Below are 15,804 nucleotides of genomic sequence, written 5' to 3'. Positions count from 1 at the left end.
CCGGCGCGCCCGGGCGTTAGCCGCGCATCGCTGTCGATTATATGGGAAGCTGCCGTGTTGGCGCCAACACGAAATCGGACTAGTGGTTCCTGACCGGGAACAAATGGTGACGGGAAATTTTTCCTTAACGCGGTATTTCGGATTTCAATGGCATCAAGCCAGGGCAAGATTCCGCGCTGCCGCCTAGAGACGCTGATGAACATGGCCGTGAAGCCCGATCCGACCGAGAAGATGATGTTTCAGCTCACCCTGCGGCGGCGAGGGGTGAGCGATCAGGCGGTATTGCGCACCATGGAGGAGGTGCCGCGGGAGGTGTTCGTCGATCCGCACGATCGCAACGAGGCCTACCGCGACAGTGCGCTTGGGATCGCCTGCGGGCAGACCATCAGCCAGCCTTTCGTCGTGGCCTACATGACCGAGCAGCTGCAGCTGCAGAAGGACCACCGCGTGCTCGAGATCGGTACCGGCTCGGGCTATCAGGCGGCCGTGCTGTCCCGGCTGTGCAAGCAGGTTCTGACCATCGAGCGCTACCGGACGCTGGCCGATGGTGCCCGCAAGCGCCTCGAAAAGCTGGGCTATTACAACATCGAGGTGCTGCTCGGCGACGGCTTCGACGTTCCGGCCGGGGCCGGCGATTTCGACCGCATCATCGTCACCGCGGCGATGGAGCAGATCCCGGAGAAGCTGCTGGAGCGGCTCGATCCGGGCGGCATCCTGATCGCCCCGGTCGGGCCGCATCAGGGTACCCAGACGCTGGTCCGCGTGGTGCGGACGCAGAGCGGTTTCGACCGCAAGGAATTGGTCGACGTCCGCTTTGTGCCGGCGCTGCCGGGAATCGCCCGCGAATTGTAATTTCGCGATTTGCTGCTTGGCGCCAACGCCTTATTCGCAGGGTTAAGCGGTTATTTACTCGCGAGGTGTTTACTCAAAACAGTCTTTTGTTGCGTACGAGTGAGTAACCATGTCTGGGGTTGTCGAGTTGCTTCGCTCGCGTCGCGTACCGCAGGTTGCGGTGCTGACGCTGATGTCCATGGCTTTTGCCGGTTGCAGCGCCGACATGTCGTCGCGCTTCTCGCAAAACTCCTACTCGCAGAATCCGTTTGCGTTTGATCCGCAGCCGACCGGCACCGTGCAGGCACAGCCGCCGCGCGAGCTGCCGCAATACGCGCGGCCGCGAACGCAACCGCAATATTCACAGTACCAGTCACAGCCGCTGCCGCCGCCGGTTGCGGCGCCGCAGTCCTACCCGGTCGCCAACGCTGGCGTCTCCGGAGGAGGGCGCGGGCTTTCGTCCTACACGCCGCCGCCTGCGCGCCCACAGATCGAGGCCACCGGCACCGTTCCGCAATCGGTCGCTGCTGCGCACGCCGGACACAGCGGCACCACCATCATCGTCGGCACCAGCGATACGCTCGAAGTGCTGGCGCGCCGCTACAACGTCTCGACCGCCGAGATCCTGCGCGCCAATGGCTACAAGGGACCGCGCGCGCTGTCGCCCGGTCAGCAGCTGGTCATTCCGCGCCCGATGGCCGCCGCAGCAGCGCCGGCGATGGCTGCGCCGGCCACGCGGCCCGTTGCCGTGGCAGCGGCACCCGCCGGCGTCCACTACGTCAATCGCGGCGACACGCTGCACAGCATCGCGCGCCAGCACCACATTCCCGTGGCGGAGCTTGCCCGCGCCAACAATCTCGATCAGTCGGCACGGCTCAGCCTCGGCATGAAGCTGGTGGTGCCGGGCGCCAAGACCGCGATGGCGGCCCCGGCCCCGGTTGCGCAAGGCGTTGCTGCCGCACCGCTTGTGGTTGCCCCGGCACCGGCGATGGCGGCCCCGAAGGTCGTCGCCACCGCGCTGCCGCAGCAGAGCGCGCGGCTGGTTCAGCCGACCGCGACCGTCGAACAGCCGGCGGCCGCCGCAGAAGCGCCCGTTGTCACCAAGTCGAGCGAAGCCACCGGCGCGTTGCCGACGTTCCGCTGGCCGGTGCGCGGCAAGGTCATCACAGCCTACGGCTCGAAGACCAACGGCAAGGTCAATGACGGCATCAACGTCGCGGTGCCCGAAGGCACGCCGGTGAAAGCGGCCGAGGACGGCGTCGTCGCCTATTCGGGCAATGAGCTGAAGGGCTACGGCAATCTCGTGCTGGTTCGCCATTCCAACGGCTATGTCACCGCCTACGCCCATACGAGCGAAATCCTGGTGAAGCGCGGCGATACCATCAAGCGCGGCCAGGTGATCGCCAAGTCGGGCCAGTCGGGCGAGGCGGGCTCGCCGCAGCTCCACTTCGAAATTCGCAAGGGATCGTCTCCGGTCGATCCGCTCCAGTTCCTCAACGGCGCGTAAGTTGCGCGCCGGGACTTCCAAGTCTCACAACAAAGACAACGGGGGAGGCGCAAGCCTCCCCCGTTTTGTTTGATCTAGAAGTCGAAGGTCATGCCGGTGGTCACGGCGCTCGCCTTGTTGCCGGCGACCACGTTGTTGTTGGCGTCGCGGCCGCATATGCCATACCCATGACCGCTCACGCCGAGGCAGTAATGCGCGCCGGGGCCGTTGCGCAGGTAACTGCCGACAAGATACCAGGTCGCAAACGGGCTGAAGTGGTACTTGACGCCGGCCGCATATTGATCGGCGCTGCTGTCGAGCGTGTTGAGCGCAAAGTCGGCCGATCCCGGTGCCGGAGTGACGGTGTAGTTGTTGAGCACGCCGGTACCGGGCGAGCCGGGAGAGGCGTTGGCGTGGGCCCATGACGCGCTGACGTCCCAGGCGCCGACGCTCTGGGTGGCGCTGAGGAAGTAGCCGTCGCGCGACCGCTCGTTGAAGTCGGCCACGGTGTTCTCGCGCCGCATCACCTCGTAGATGCCGTAGAGCTGCAGCTTGCCGATGCCGTCGTCGAGGCGATACCCGGCGCCGATCTTCGCGGCCCATTCGTTGGCGATGCCGACGGCTCCCGGCGGAACGATCAGCACGCCGCCGTTGCTCAACGGCGTGACGGCTTCATCGCCGGTGCGGTTGGTGCCCTCATGCATCTCGTAGGCTGCGACCGCCGTGAACGGTCCCTGATTGTAGGTCAGCGAGGCGCTGTACAGGTTGCCATACGAGCCGTCGGTACAGCCTTCGGGCGCCGCTGTCAGCGGGAAGCCGCTGCCGCTGCCGCGCGCGGACGTGGCGGGGCAGTTGAAGTCGCCGAGCGCGAAATCGCTGTTGTCCTTTGCGGTGTTCTGCCCGGGCGAGATCATCAGTGTGGTCTGGAAGCCGTTCCAGACCGGCGATTCGTACCAGAGAGCATGGGCCGCACGCCAATCGAACTCCGCACGCAGGTCGCCGCCGGTATTGCCCATGATCGAGTTGTAGTCGCCGAGCGTCGCCGAGAACGGATCGAACTTCGATGTGGCTTTCTTGTAGGGTGTATCCGATTTGCCAGCCTTGATCGTGCCCCACGGCGTTGCCATGCCGATGAAGCTGTCGCGCGTTCCGAGCGCGGCACGCTCGGTCGGCACCGCGGCGACCTCGACGAGGGATTCAAACTGGGCGACGGCGGCCCACCCGGCGAAGCCATACGGTGCGAGATCGTGACGCGCGTGGACGCCGAAAAAGGTGAGGTTGCTTGCCACGCCGAACTTGGTGCCCTGATCGAACACGCCGGCGTTGAAGACGTCGCCGGATAGATCCACGTGGCCGTAGAGCGTGACGGTGGTGTTGTCGACGAAGGCGTTGCCGCCCGGCGCCTTGCTGTAGAGCGGCGCACCTCCGATGCTGACGACGGCATGCTCCGGAGCCGGTGTCGGGGAGGGCGCGACGCCGGCATGCTGCACCGGGTTGCCTTTTGGCGTTGTGGTTGCCGCAGGGGGCGCGGCGCTGCGGCTTGTGATGTTGTTCACGCGATCCCGGAGCTGTGCATTCTCCTTCGCGAGCTTCGCATTGTTTCGTTCGAGCGCATCCAGACGCGCCATTACGTCGTCGAGCGTTGCTGCCTGCACCGGCTGTTGCGTGAGCGCCAGGCCGATTGCCGCGAGTGCGGTTCCGGCGAGAAGTCCCTTCTTCATCTAATCCCCCCTTTGTCGGATCTCCTCAGCGGTGTGCTGAGGGTCACAAAGTGGAGGAACGTTAATGTATACCAAACACCAGATACATGGATGCGGGCCCGCTAAGGCAGATAAACACCCGATGTGGCTTAAATGGTACTATGGGTACTATTGCGCTGCATCAATTTGTCGCACTGTGGGTTTGGGAATAAGATTTGACTTACATGCATGCAGTTGAATGTCTGATCAGAAATTAAATCTCAAAAATAAGACAGCAATGCTGATATAAAATATTGCGGCGCAGAAATTTGAATTGGAATTGGAATAATGGATGCCAGTTTCTGCCGAGTTCGAAGCGAACTCGCGACTGACGCGAGGCCTAGACCGGTTGCCAGGGGTCTCGCTCGTCTGAGAGACGCTCGACCATGTCGCTCAAGAATTGCGGCGGTCCAAACGCGTGCCAATCCCCGTCCGATTGCAGCAGCAGGGGACGGCGCGCGTCGCGGCTGAAGGCTTCCAGCCACGCGCGCGCCTTGGCTTTCGGATGAGCGCCGATGGCAACCGCAACGTCGACTGGAATGGTGCGCCAGACAAAGCTTGCCGGAAGAAAGATGACATCGGATCTATCCGGACGCATCCAGTCGGGCAGCGGGCTTGTCGGCGTAAGCCAGCCGCAGACGAACTTCCGGCACGGATCGACCGGACGCTCGTCGTAGATCGTGCATTTGCCCGCGCTGCTGAACGGGCACGGCTGGCCCGGATGGACGTCGTGGCCACGTATCCGGATTTTCAGCCAGCCATCGCAGCAAGCGGTGCACTCGCCACATTGTCTCGCAGTCGTGCTGGGTTCGGCCGGCATGCGTCGAGTGTACCCATGCCGCACCGAATCCAGAAGGCCTGCGATTTGCCGGTCGTGCGGCTCGCGCTATGTTCCGCTCAGCCGCACGCCGAGCCGGCCGGCGAGTTCCTGCGTGTACTGCCAGGCGACGCGGCCGGAGCGCGAGCCGCGGGTGGTCGACCATTCGAGCGCCTCGCGCTCGAGTTCGTCCTCGGCGATCTCGATGCCGAAATGGTCGCAATAGCCCTTCACCATCGCGAGGTACTCGTCCTGGCTGCAGCGGTGGAAGCCGAGCCAGAGACCGAAGCGGTCCGACAGCGACACCTTCTCTTCGACCGCTTCGCCCGGATTGATCGCGGTCGAGCGCTCGTTCTCGATCATCTCGCGTGCCAAGAGATGCCGCCGGTTCGAGGTCGCATAGAGGATGACGTTCTCGGGGCGTCCCTCGATACCGCCTTCCAGCACCGCCTTGAGCGATTTGTACGAGGCGTCGTTGCCGTCGAAGGAGAGGTCGTCGCAGAACACGATGAAGCGGAACGAGGAGCTGCGCAGCAGCTCCATCAGGCCGGGCAGGCTCTCGATGTCCTCGCGGTGGATCTCGATCAGCTTCAGCCGGTCGGCCGGCTTGCGATCGACATTGAGGCTGGCATGCGTCGCCTTGACCAGCGACGACTTGCCCATGCCGCGGGCGCCCCACAGCAGCGCATTGTTGGCGGGCAGTCCGTTGGCGAAGCGCTCGGTATTCTCCATCAGGATATCGCGCATCCGGTCGACACCCTTGAGCAGGCCGATCTCGACGCGGCTGACGCGCGGCACCGGGGCGAGGCGTCCGTCCGGATGCCAGACAAAGGCGTCCGCGGCACCGAACGACTCGGCCGGATCGGGGGCCGGGGAGGCGGCCACAAGGCGGCTCGCAATGGTCTCCAGGGCATTCGCGATCCGCTCGGCAGTGGCGCCGTCGAGCGGCATGACCGGGCGTTTTGTCGCGGCGTTTGCGGCACGCTTGGCGGCAGCTTGAGGGGCGGTTTTGCGGGCTGTTTTACTGGGAGTTTTCTTGGCTTTTTTCGGCATTTGTCCAGTTCCTGATGGCGCAGCCTTATCGGGCTGGCGGCGGTCCCGCAAGCGCCCTAAATGAAGGTCCGTTAACGTTGCAATTGGGACCGCGGCCGCTATAGTCCGCGCGAATTTGTCCGGACCGCCATACCGCCCCGAACCCGAGGGCGCTGCCGGTTCTTTCCCGTCTTATCCGAGGATCGTCCGAATGCTGATTACTCCTGCGTTTGCTCAGGCTGGAGCTGGCACTGATACCAACAGCATGTTGATGTCGCTGCTGCCATTCGCGCTGATCTTCGTCATCATGTACTTCCTGATTCTGCGCCCGCAGCAGCGGAAGGTGCGCGATCATGCGGATCTCGTGAAGAACATCCGCCGCGGCGACACCGTGGTGACCTCGGGCGGCCTCGTCGGCAAGGTGACCAAGGTGGTCGACGACGACCAGATCGAGTTCGAGATTTCGGACGGCGTTCGCGTGCGGCAGATGCGCCAGATGATTTCGGGCGTGCGTACCAAGGGTGAGCCGGCGAAGGGCGATGCCAAGGACGAGGCACCCGCGAGCTGATTGCCGCGGAGCCTTTTGCCGAATCTGACAGGTCAATTCGATGTTGTATTTCACGCGGTGGCGAGCGCTGGGGATTATCCTGACAGCGCTGGTGGTCTGCCTGTGCGCCGTGCCCAATTTCTTCCCCGAAGCGCAGGTCAAGACCTGGCCGGCCTGGGCGCAACGGCGCCTCGTTCTCGGTCTCGATTTGCAGGGCGGCTCGTATCTGCTGCTCGAGGTCGACGCCAATTATGTGAAGAAGGAGAAGCTCGAACAGGTTCGCGACGACACAAGGAAGGCGCTGCGTGACGCCCGGATCGGCTTTACCGGAGGCATCACGATCCGGAACGACGCCGTCGAGGCCCGGATCGCCAAGGAAGCCGATGTTCCGGCGGCGCTGACGAAGCTTCGCGAGGTCGCGCAGCCGATCGGCGGCTTGCTCGGCTCCGGCGGCCAGCGCGATGTCGATGTGACGGACGCGGGGGGCGGCTTGATCCGCCTGACCGTGTCACAGCCCGCGATGATCGAGCGGATGCGCAAGACCATCGAACAGTCGATCCAGATCGTCGAACGCCGCGTCAACGAGCTCGGCACCGTCGAGCCCTTGATCCAGCGTCAGGGCACCGACCGCATCCTGGTGCAGGTGCCGGGCCTGCAGGACCCGACCCATCTGAAGGAGCTGCTCGGCAAGACCGCGAAGATGGAATTCCGCATGGTCGACACCACGGCGTCGCCCGATCAGGCTACCGTGCCGGCGGACTCGGAGCGGCTCGTGAGCGCATCGCCGCCACCGGTTCCGTACATTGTGAAGAAGCAGGTCCTGGTTTCGGGAAGTGAACTCTCCGATGCCCAACCCGGCTTCGACCAGCGTACCGGCGAGGCGATCGTCAGCTTCAAGTTCAATACCTCGGGCGCGCGCAAATTCGCTCAGGCGACCGCCGATAATGTCGGCCAGCCCTTTGCGATCGTGCTCGACAACAAGGTGATCTCGGCACCCGTGATTCGCGAGCCGATCACCGGCGGACAGGGCCAGATCTCGGGCAGCTTCACGGTGCAGTCGGCCAACGATCTGGCGATCCTGATGCGCGCCGGCGCGCTGCCGGCACCGCTGACGGTGGTCGAGGAGCGCACGGTCGGTCCCGGCCTCGGGCAGGACTCGATTGAAAAGGGTGAGCTTGCGGCCTATGTCGGCTCGATCCTGGTCATCGTGTTCATGCTGATCACCTACCGGCTGTTCGGGGTGTTCGCCAACATGGCGGTGGCCATCAACGTCGCCATGATCTTCGGGCTGCTGTCGCTGCTTAACGCCACGCTGACCTTGCCCGGCATCGCCGGCATCGTGCTGACGGTCGGCATCGCGGTCGACTCCAACGTGCTGATCTACGAGCGCATCCGCGAGGAATTGCGCGGCGGCCGCAACGCGATCTCGGCGATCGACGCCGGCTTCAAGCGGGCGCTGGCGACCATCCTCGATTCCAACATCACCACCTTCATCGCTGCCGCGGTGCTGTTCTACATCGGCACCGGACCGGTGCGCGGCTTTGCCGTGACGCTCGGCATCGGCATCATCACCACGGTGTTCACCGCCTTTACCTTGACGCGCCTGATCGTCGCGGCATGGGTGCGGTGGAAGCGGCCGCAAACCGTGCCGATCTGAGAGGCCTATTGTGACTCATACCGTTCTCATTGGCCTTGGCATCCTGATTGCCGTGCTGACCGTGGTCGCGGCGCTCGGGCTGATGCCGGCGCTGCGCATCGTGCCCGACGACACGCATTTCGACTTCACGCGCTTTCGGCGCATCAGCTTCCCGATCTCGGCGCTGCTCTCGATCCTTGCCATCACGCTGTTCTTCACTCACGGCCTGAATTTCGGCATCGACTTCAAGGGCGGTACACTGCTGGAGGTACGGGCCAAGTCCGGCACCGCCGACATTGCCGCGATGCGCACGACCTTGAACGGTCTTGGTCTCGGCGAGGTGCAGTTGCAGCAGTTCGGAGGTCCGGCCGAAGTGCTGATCCGCGTCGCCGAGCAACCCGGCGGTGATCAGGCGCAACAGGACGCGGTGACGAAGGTTCGTGGCGCGCTCGGCGATTCCGTCGACTACCGCCGCGTCGAAGTGGTGGGACCGCGCGTCTCCGGCGAATTGCTCGCCTACGGCATGCTCGGCCTGATGCTCGCGATCGTCGGCATCCTGATCTATCTCTGGTTCCGGTTCGAGTGGCAGTTCGCGCTCGGCGCCATGATCGCCAACGTCCACGACATCGTGCTGACGATCGGCTTCATGTCGATCACCCAGGTCGATTTCGATCTCACCAGCATCGCGGCGCTGCTGACGATTCTCGGCTATTCGCTCAACGACACCGTCGTCATCTACGACCGTATCCGCGAGATGCTGCGGCGCTACAAGAAGATGCCGATGCCGCAGCTGCTGAATGAATCGATCAACTCGACGCTGTCGCGCTCGATCATCACCCACGTCACCGTGACCCTGGCGCTGCTCGCGCTGTTGCTGTTCGGCGGCCAGGCTATTCACAGCTTCACCGCCGTCATGATGTTCGGCGTGGTGCTGGTCGGCACCTACACCTCGATCTTCATCGCGGCACCGATCCTGATCTATCTCGGCGTCGGCACCACGAGGCGCGACGCCGCCGCCGATGAATCGGAGAAGAAGCCGAACGCGGCAGCCAAGAAGTAGCCGGTCATGAGCAACTCCTCGGACGCTCCCCATCTTCCGAGGTCGGCGCCGATCGAGGCCTACGGCAAGGGCGGCTTCGCGTTTGCCGATATGTCGCACCGCGGCTCGCTGTTGTGCCTGCCCGACGCGATCTGGGCCTGGCCGGTGACCAGGCCGCAGGAGATCGACGAATACGCGCTGCAGAAGGTATTCGCGGCCGCCAATGCGATCGATACACTGATCGTCGGCACCGGCACCGAGGTCTGGGTGCCGCCAAGGGGCCTGCGCGAGGCCCTGCGCGCGGTGCGGGTGATGCTCGACCCGATGCAGACGGGCCCCGCGATCCGCACCTACAACATCATGCTGGGCGAGCGGCGTCGCGTCGCGGCGGCGCTGATCGCGGTGCCATGAGCACGACGGAGGCGCCGACCGACGGCGCGGCGTTCTGCGCCGATCTGACGCGGACCCATGACTTCGTGCGCTACGCGTCGACCTTGTTCATGCCGGGTCCGGAGCGCCGGGCGCTGCTCGCGATCTACGCCTTCAACATCGAAGTCTCGCGCGTGCACGAGCAGGTCAGCCAGCCGCTGCCCGGCGAGATGCGGCTGCAATGGTGGACCGACATGCTGGCCGGGGCCGGACACGGCGGCGTCGAGGGCAATCCGGTCGCGGCAGAGCTGCTGTATGCGATCCGCAATCACCGCCTGCCGGTCTCGCCGTTCTCGCTCCTGGTCGAGGAGCATCAGTTCGATCTCTACAACGACGCGATGCCGTCGCTGGCCGCGCTCGAGGGCTACCTCAACGCCACGGCATCGGCGCTGTTCGCGCAAGCCACGCGCGTGGTGGCGCGGCCATCGGAGGCGATCGATCATCTGGCCCGTCATGCCGGCCTCGCGCAAGGCATGGCGCAGGTCATCGCGGCGCTGGGCCGCGACGCCTCGCGGCAGCAGCTGTTTCTGCCGCTGCAACTGCTGCAACAGCACGGCAGCAGCAAAGAGGAGGTGTTTGCCGGCAAGCCGACGCCGAACATCCTTGCTGCGATCGATCAGCTTGCTGACGAGGCTCAGGGTCATCTCAAGACCGCATTCGGGCTGCTTGCGGATGTGCCGTCCGGCGTGAGGCCGATCTTCCTGCCGCTCGCTCACGTCAGGCGCGAGCTGAACCGGGTGAGGAGGGCCGACTACGATCCGTTCCTGCCGAAGCCGGCGTCGCGCCTGCGCACGCTCTGGACGTTGTGGCGGGCTGCGCGCACCGAAGAGTTCGGTCGCTAGCTCTGTTCCTTCGAGATGTGCTTGGTGAAGATCCGGATCGTCGCGCCTTTGACCACCGGGCCGCTGTCAAAGATGTCGGATGCGATCCGTTCGACGGCGTCGCGCAGCGCAACGAACTGGGCCTGGCGAGCGATGCTCGCCGTTCCGCGCGTGCCGGCCAAGTCGTCCATTGCAGCGTCGCTGATCTGGCATTCAATTTCCTGGTCGCCGTGCATCATGGTGAATCCGAACGCCATCCGCTCGGCATCATATCCCCCGATACGGCCACGGGTCAGTGGCATTAAGCTAGTCCCTTGAGCGCGATACCCCCTCGCAAGATTGGCGCGTCACGCTCCGTTTGTCGAGAGCTGCGCGCACGGAAGCGTGCGCGTCGATGCGGAGATCGCGCTCAAACGAGAGCCCAACGCGCGACTTTGATTCAATCCGGCATCATCGCGCTTGGCCCGCCGGCCGATCCATCTCGGCAACTTCGAAATTGAAGCGGTCGCGCAGATTCTTGCGTTGCTCGAGGATGTCCTTGAGGAACTCGCGATCGGCGTCGCTGCGCATCATCGGCTCGATCAGGTCGATCTGGTTCATGGCGACGAGTTGCAGGATTTCGGTGCGCGGCTTGCCGGTCGCATCGCGCGGCAATGCATGCACGATCTGGATGTGTTCGGGCGGCTTGACGCCCTTGGCCGCGGCAAGCTCGTTGCGCAGCGTCCTTTCCAGCGCGGACTGGTCGGCCTCGACGAAGGCGTAGAGTCCGACGCCGACGCGCCTGTCGGCAAAGGCGACGATCGCGGTGTCGCGCACATCTGGATTCCTGCGGATCAGATCGACCAGCACCGGCGCGTCGTTGACCAGCCGCCGGCCGCCGCCCTCGCGGTCGGTAAAATTGAAGATGCCGCGGGTGATCGCCTGATAGACCTTCTTGCCGGTCTTGAGCCAGACGCTGGCGACCGCGGACTTCTTCGCAAGCACCTTGCGCTCCTTCGGCGTCAACGCCTCCGGCGCGTAGCTGCGCTTGTGCTTCAACAGATGCCGCAGATCCTCATAGGCTGCGATGCGGAACAGCCGGCTTCGGCTCTTGAAGCAGGCAGCAAGCTGGAAGTCGGTGAGGTAGGCGCGGCCGTCGCGGCCGACCAGCCAGTTCTGCTCCTTGGCGAGGTCGTTGTGGCAGATGCCGGCGCGATGCAGCTTGCGCAAGGCGGCCTTGGCGGAGCGGAAATAGGCGACGTCGCCATGCGGCTTCGCCAGATGCAGCGCCGCGCCGTCGATGAAGCCGCGCACCAGCGCGCGCCTGCCTGCCCACAACAGCTTGGGGCCGACGTCGAGATCGCGCGCCAAGGTGAGCGCGCGGCGTTCGCGCGAGAACAGATGCAGCGCCACGGCGAACGACCAGAACGGCACCTGATCGAGCCGGCGCAGCACGCCCTCGACCTCGCCGCCATCGGTCCGGAAACGGCCGCGCTCGACCGTCGAGAACACGTCGCGCTTGAGCAACACGCCCTGGCTCCATCGCGCCGACAGGGTGGCGTCGTCGTCATTCGGCAAGCTCATGACTGTCAGGCCGCTGCCGCAACGCGCAGGTACTCTGCGATCCAATGGTCGAGGTCGGTGAGCGCCCGCGCGCTGATCGCCTGCTTCTTGGCGACCGTCTTCTCGTTGCCGCGCAGCCGCGAGCCGTCCGGCTTCTTGGTCGGAGGGCTGGCCAGCGGCGGGAACAGACCGAAATTGATGTTCATCGGCTGGAACGAGCGCGCACCGGCGTCGATCGTCTCGATATGACCGCCGGTGATGTGGCCGAGCAGCGCGCCGAGCGCGGTGGTGGCGGGCGGTGGCGTCAGCGCGGTGCCGCGCATGTCGGCGGCAGCGCAGAGCCCCGCAATCAGGCCGACGCTGGCCGATTCGACGTAGCCCTCGCAGCCCGTCATCTGGCCGGCGAAACGCAGCCGCGGCTGCGCGCGTAGGCGCAGCTGGCTATCGAGCAGCTTCGGTGAATTCAGGAAGGTGTTGCGATGCAGGCCGCCGAGGCGGGCGAACTCCGCATTCTCGAGGCCCGGGATGGTGCGGAACACGCACTGCTGCGCGCCATGCTTCAGCTTGGTCTGGAAACCGACGATGTTGTAGAGCGTGCCGAGCTTGTTGTCCTGCCGCAGCTGGACGATCGCATATGCCTTGACCGTCGGATTGTGCGGATTGGTCAATCCCACCGGCTTCATCGGCCCGTGGCGCAGCGTCTCCTGACCGCGCTCGGCCATCACCTCGACCGGCAGGCAGCCGTCGAAATAGGGCGTGTTGGTCTCCCAATCCTTGAAGTCGACCTTCTCGCCGTCGAGCAGCGCCGCGACGAAGGCGTCATATTGCTCCTTGGTCATCGGGCAGTTGATGTAGTCGGCGCCGGTGCCGCCGGGACCGACCTTGTCGTAGCGCGACTGAAACCAGGCCACCGACATGTCGATGGAATCCTTGTGCACGATCGGTGCGATCGCATCGAAGAACGCCAGCGCATTCTCGTCGGTGAGCTGCCTGATGGCGTCGGCGAGCGGCGCCGAGGTGAGGGGGCCGGTGGCGACGATCACGTTGCCCCAGTCGGCGGGCGGCAGGCCTGCGACTTCCTCGCGGCTGATCTCGATCAGCGGATGTTCGTTCAGCGCTTTGGTGACGGCAGCGGAAAAGCCGTCGCGGTCGACCGCCAGCGCGCCGCCGGCGGGCACCTGGTTGGCATCGGCCGCGCGCATGATGAGGGAGCCCAGCCGCCGCATCTCAGCATGCAGCAGCCCGACTGCGTTGTTGGCGGCATCGTCGGAGCGGAAGGAATTCGAGCAGACCAGTTCGGCGCAGCCCTCGGTCCGGTGCGCCTCGGTCATTCGGTGCGGGCGCATTTCATGCAGGACGGCACGGACGCCGGAATTGGCAACCTGCCAGGCGGCTTCCGAGCCGGCGAGCCCCGCGCCCACGATGTGCACGGGTTGGGAAGAGGATTGATGCGGTGTCATCGCGCAGCGTTAGCGCGTTTCGAGATCATATGCATCTGAAACCGCACCGGAAACGAGAACGCCCGCTGTGGAAGCGGGCGTTATCCGTTCGTCAGATGGCTTATGGCCGATTAGCCGTTGTAGGTACCGGCGGCAACGCGCGGAATGTCCGAGCGGTCGAGGCCGATATCGGCCAGTTCACGATCGCTGAGCTGGGACAGTTCGCTAACATTGCGCTGATAATCCCGGAAAGCTTGGATCATGCGGATGAGCGAGAGCAACATGGTAGTCTCCTAGTAATTCAGATTCAGCTTTTCCAAAGCCTCATCGTTGAACTGAATATAGATGATATGGTGCGGCGCGGTAGTTCCAATGGTGCGATGCAGCTAGACCCAAAACGCATGGCGCCGGTAAGTTTCAATTAACCGTTTGGCGCTTGGCGAGCGGGCCTGTAAACGAAAGTTCCGCCGACATACGGAGAATCGCTAAAATATTCATGTAATCAATTGGTTGGTAGAATTTTTGTAAGCTAGATCAGGTCAGGTATGTGGTAATTAAAGACCGCCAAATCAAGTTTTTTCGCGCCCTCGCTCGTCGGATCACGTCGACGTGTTCCATGCGTGATTCGCATGCGACAAGACGGCATTAGAATGATTATTAATTCATATTTTGGCGCGGGCGCCCCCTCCGGACGGAGCGTCAATCAGTCGCATTGACGTGAGAGGTAATTCGGTCCTCTGGGCTGTAGGGATCTCCGTCGTGCTGAGGATTATCGGAAGTGCATTTCGATTGAAGTGAACGTTGGCAGCAGAGCTAATGCGGCGCCGCTTCCTTTCCGACATGTAATCGAAACACTATGCAACGCATGCGCGATCCGCGTGCAGCGCCGATCACATTCGTATCGCGCGAAGTTCATTCTGAATGGTGTCGGGAACAGCGAATAATTGCGCTGCAGATTCCGCAATCACGCAGGGATCTGTCCAAGAACAAGAGATGGATCATCCCATGATTAAAACATTCATCGCCGCAGCCGGCATGGCTGCCGTTGCTTACGCTGTCGCTGCTCCCGCGCAGGCGGCTCATCGTCATCATATGGGCGTCGGCTGCAGCGGTGCCAATTTCGGCAAGACTGAAGCGGCCGTCGAAGCTATGGCCGACAATGAGGTCAAATTCACGGCGGAGAAGGAAGTCTCGCTCGCGCAGGACGCGATGCTGAACAACAAGTGGGGCGCATGCGGCGCGCATCTCAGCAAGGCTGCCGAAGAGAGCATGGCGAAGTAAGCTTTTGATCATGGCGATAAGGGCCGATCGCCTGGGGCGATCGGCCCTTTTTGATTCATCTGGAGCAGGAGCAGCGGTGATCGAAGCAGAGCCGACGTGCGGGCTTCTCGCCGCTACGCAACTCCACCGCGCTACGGAGCCTTCGCGAGCTGGGTGGCGAAGTAGCCGATCGTCTTGGCGTACACCTCGCTCTTGTTCCACTGCTGGATGACCGCGAAATTCTCGCTGCCGGGCTCCCAGCCTTTGCCTTTCTTCCAGCCGTAGCTCTTCAGGAAGTTCGCCGTCGAGGCCAGCACGTCAGGTACGTTGTGCAGGAGGTCGCGTTTACCGTTGCCGTCGAAATCGACCGCGAATTTGATGTAGGACGACGGCATGAACTGGGTCTGGCCGAGCTCGCCGGCCCAGGCGCCGCGCATCTCCTGCGGTGCGAGATCACCACGCTCGACGATGCGCAACGCATCCATCAACTCGGCCTTGAACATGTCGGAGCGGCGGCAATCAAAGGCCAGCGTCGCCAGCGAGCGTAGGGTCGGAAACTTGCCTGTGTTGACACCGAAATCGGTCTCCAGCCCCCAGATCGCGACCAGGATTTCACCGGGCACGCCGTAGGCCTCCTCGATTCGCGACAGCACCGAGCCGTAGCGCTTCATCATGTCGGAGCCGCGATTGAGCCGCGGCGGCACCATGCGACCCGAGAACTGCTCGAAGGTCTGGCTGAACACCTGCTGCGAATGGTCGCGCGCCAGGATGGCCTTGTCCTGCGTGACGCCATTCAACCCGGCCTGGATCGCGTTCTGCGAAATGCCCTTCGTCACAGCCTCTTTCTTGAAATCGTCGAGCCAGGACTCGAACGTGCCCGTGCCGCATTGGGCGGCGAGCGCAGACACGGTCGAGGTCAACATCCACGCCCCGACGGCGAGCGTGTGAAAGGAAAAGCGCGAGGTCATTGGCAATTTCACTCCGGAGTCTGCGATGTCATCGATTGGTCGCGAAACCCGGCGGGTATGTTCGCGGCAACAGCGGCCAAAACATGGCTCGTGATCGAGCCGTTTATCTCAGGCAGGTGCTGCAAATGCCACGCCAACTTCACACCCATTTGACGATCCGGAACGACAAACCGCCGGCCGAATGTAATCGGCCGGCGGTTGCTTTGGCGTTTACGCGT

Annotated in this window: 16 protein-coding genes; 8 read left to right on the top strand and 8 right to left on the bottom strand. The window is 63.7% G+C overall.

The genetic code is table 11. From position 1 onward, the window contains the following. Positions 1-195: 195 nt before the first annotated feature. Positions 196-852: a protein-L-isoaspartate(D-aspartate) O-methyltransferase gene (locus ACVWW1_RS11060; protein ID WP_456656654.1), complete on the top strand. Its 657-nt coding sequence runs from the start codon at positions 196-198 to the stop codon at positions 850-852. A 109-nt stretch (positions 853-961) separates the two neighbouring features. Beyond that, positions 962-2,338 carry a peptidoglycan DD-metalloendopeptidase family protein gene (locus ACVWW1_RS11055; RefSeq protein WP_456655786.1) on the top strand — a complete coding sequence of 459 codons (1,377 nt, stop codon included), beginning with the start codon at positions 962-964 and terminating at the stop codon, positions 2,336-2,338. A 74-nt stretch (positions 2,339-2,412) separates the two neighbouring features. Here the strand turns inward: ACVWW1_RS11055 and ACVWW1_RS11050 are convergent, their stop codons facing one another. The 3 genes from ACVWW1_RS11050 to ACVWW1_RS11040 form a co-directional block, all read right to left on the bottom strand. Next, the gene (locus ACVWW1_RS11050; RefSeq protein WP_176531208.1) at positions 2,413-4,038 is read right to left on the bottom strand and encodes a porin; all 1,626 of its coding nucleotides are present in this window, start codon (positions 4,036-4,038) and stop codon (positions 2,413-2,415) included. 358 nt (positions 4,039-4,396) lie between these two features. Beyond that, entirely contained in the window at positions 4,397-4,876 is a 480-nt protein-coding gene (locus ACVWW1_RS11045) for a hypothetical protein (protein ID WP_207839675.1), read from the bottom strand. Between the two features lie 66 nt (positions 4,877-4,942). Continuing rightward, the gene (locus ACVWW1_RS11040; RefSeq protein WP_207839677.1) at positions 4,943-5,926 is read right to left on the bottom strand and encodes an ATP-binding protein; all 984 of its coding nucleotides are present in this window, start codon (positions 5,924-5,926) and stop codon (positions 4,943-4,945) included. A gap of 190 nt (positions 5,927-6,116) precedes the next feature. Between ACVWW1_RS11040 and yajC the strand changes: the two genes are divergently transcribed. The 5 genes from yajC to ACVWW1_RS11015 are packed head-to-tail and all read left to right on the top strand — an operon-like array spanning position 6,117 to position 10,398. Then, entirely contained in the window at positions 6,117-6,473 is a 357-nt protein-coding gene (gene yajC / locus ACVWW1_RS11035; protein ID WP_456655785.1) for a preprotein translocase subunit YajC, read from the top strand. Positions 6,474-6,513: 40 nt separating this feature from the next. After that, positions 6,514-8,109 (top strand): protein translocase subunit SecD, encoded by a 1,596-nt coding sequence (gene secD / locus ACVWW1_RS11030; RefSeq protein WP_207839679.1) that lies wholly within the window; start codon positions 6,514-6,516, stop codon positions 8,107-8,109. A gap of 10 nt (positions 8,110-8,119) precedes the next feature. Beyond that, the gene (secF, locus tag ACVWW1_RS11025) at positions 8,120-9,148 is read left to right on the top strand and encodes a protein translocase subunit SecF (RefSeq protein ID WP_176531212.1); all 1,029 of its coding nucleotides are present in this window, start codon (positions 8,120-8,122) and stop codon (positions 9,146-9,148) included. Positions 9,149-9,154: 6 nt separating this feature from the next. After that, entirely contained in the window at positions 9,155-9,538 is a 384-nt protein-coding gene (locus ACVWW1_RS11020) for an Mth938-like domain-containing protein (protein WP_456655784.1), read from the top strand. After that, positions 9,535-10,398 (top strand): phytoene/squalene synthase family protein, encoded by an 864-nt coding sequence (locus tag ACVWW1_RS11015; RefSeq protein ID WP_456655783.1) that lies wholly within the window; start codon positions 9,535-9,537, stop codon positions 10,396-10,398. Before ACVWW1_RS11020 ends, ACVWW1_RS11015 begins: the two co-directional genes overlap by 4 nt. On the opposite strand, the gene ACVWW1_RS11010 is transcribed toward ACVWW1_RS11015, so the two are convergent. From ACVWW1_RS11010 to ACVWW1_RS10995, 4 genes are all read right to left on the bottom strand, one after another. Further along, positions 10,395-10,679: a DUF1488 family protein gene (locus tag ACVWW1_RS11010; RefSeq protein WP_176531215.1), complete on the bottom strand. Its 285-nt coding sequence runs from the start codon at positions 10,677-10,679 to the stop codon at positions 10,395-10,397. The genes ACVWW1_RS11015 and ACVWW1_RS11010 overlap by 4 nt on opposite strands. A gap of 148 nt (positions 10,680-10,827) precedes the next feature. Beyond that, complete coding sequence (locus ACVWW1_RS11005; RefSeq protein WP_456655782.1) at positions 10,828-11,940, bottom strand: serine/threonine protein kinase; 1,113 nt, start codon at positions 11,938-11,940, stop codon at positions 10,828-10,830. Positions 11,941-11,945: 5 nt separating this feature from the next. Beyond that, entirely contained in the window at positions 11,946-13,379 is a 1,434-nt protein-coding gene (gene trmFO, locus ACVWW1_RS11000; RefSeq protein WP_456655781.1) for a methylenetetrahydrofolate--tRNA-(uracil(54)-C(5))-methyltransferase (FADH(2)-oxidizing) TrmFO, read from the bottom strand. Positions 13,380-13,489: 110 nt separating this feature from the next. Beyond that, a complete protein-coding gene (locus tag ACVWW1_RS10995) occupies positions 13,490-13,642 on the bottom strand; it encodes a DUF1127 domain-containing protein (protein WP_016846063.1) in 153 nt (50 codons plus the stop codon). A gap of 637 nt (positions 13,643-14,279) precedes the next feature. Here ACVWW1_RS10995 and ACVWW1_RS10990 point away from each other — a divergent pair. After that, a complete protein-coding gene (locus tag ACVWW1_RS10990) occupies positions 14,280-14,639 on the top strand; it encodes a hypothetical protein (protein ID WP_456655780.1) in 360 nt (119 codons plus the stop codon). Between the two features lie 131 nt (positions 14,640-14,770). Here ACVWW1_RS10990 and ACVWW1_RS10985 read toward each other — a convergent pair whose 3' ends face one another. Then, complete coding sequence (locus ACVWW1_RS10985; protein WP_456656653.1) at positions 14,771-15,541, bottom strand: lytic murein transglycosylase; 771 nt, start codon at positions 15,539-15,541, stop codon at positions 14,771-14,773. Positions 15,542-15,804: the final 263 nt, after the last annotated feature.

This window comes from Bradyrhizobium sp. JR3.5 (assembly GCF_054057015.1).
The sequence above is the reverse complement of the archived record's forward strand: the minus strand, read 5'-3'. Positions and strand labels throughout refer to the sequence as shown.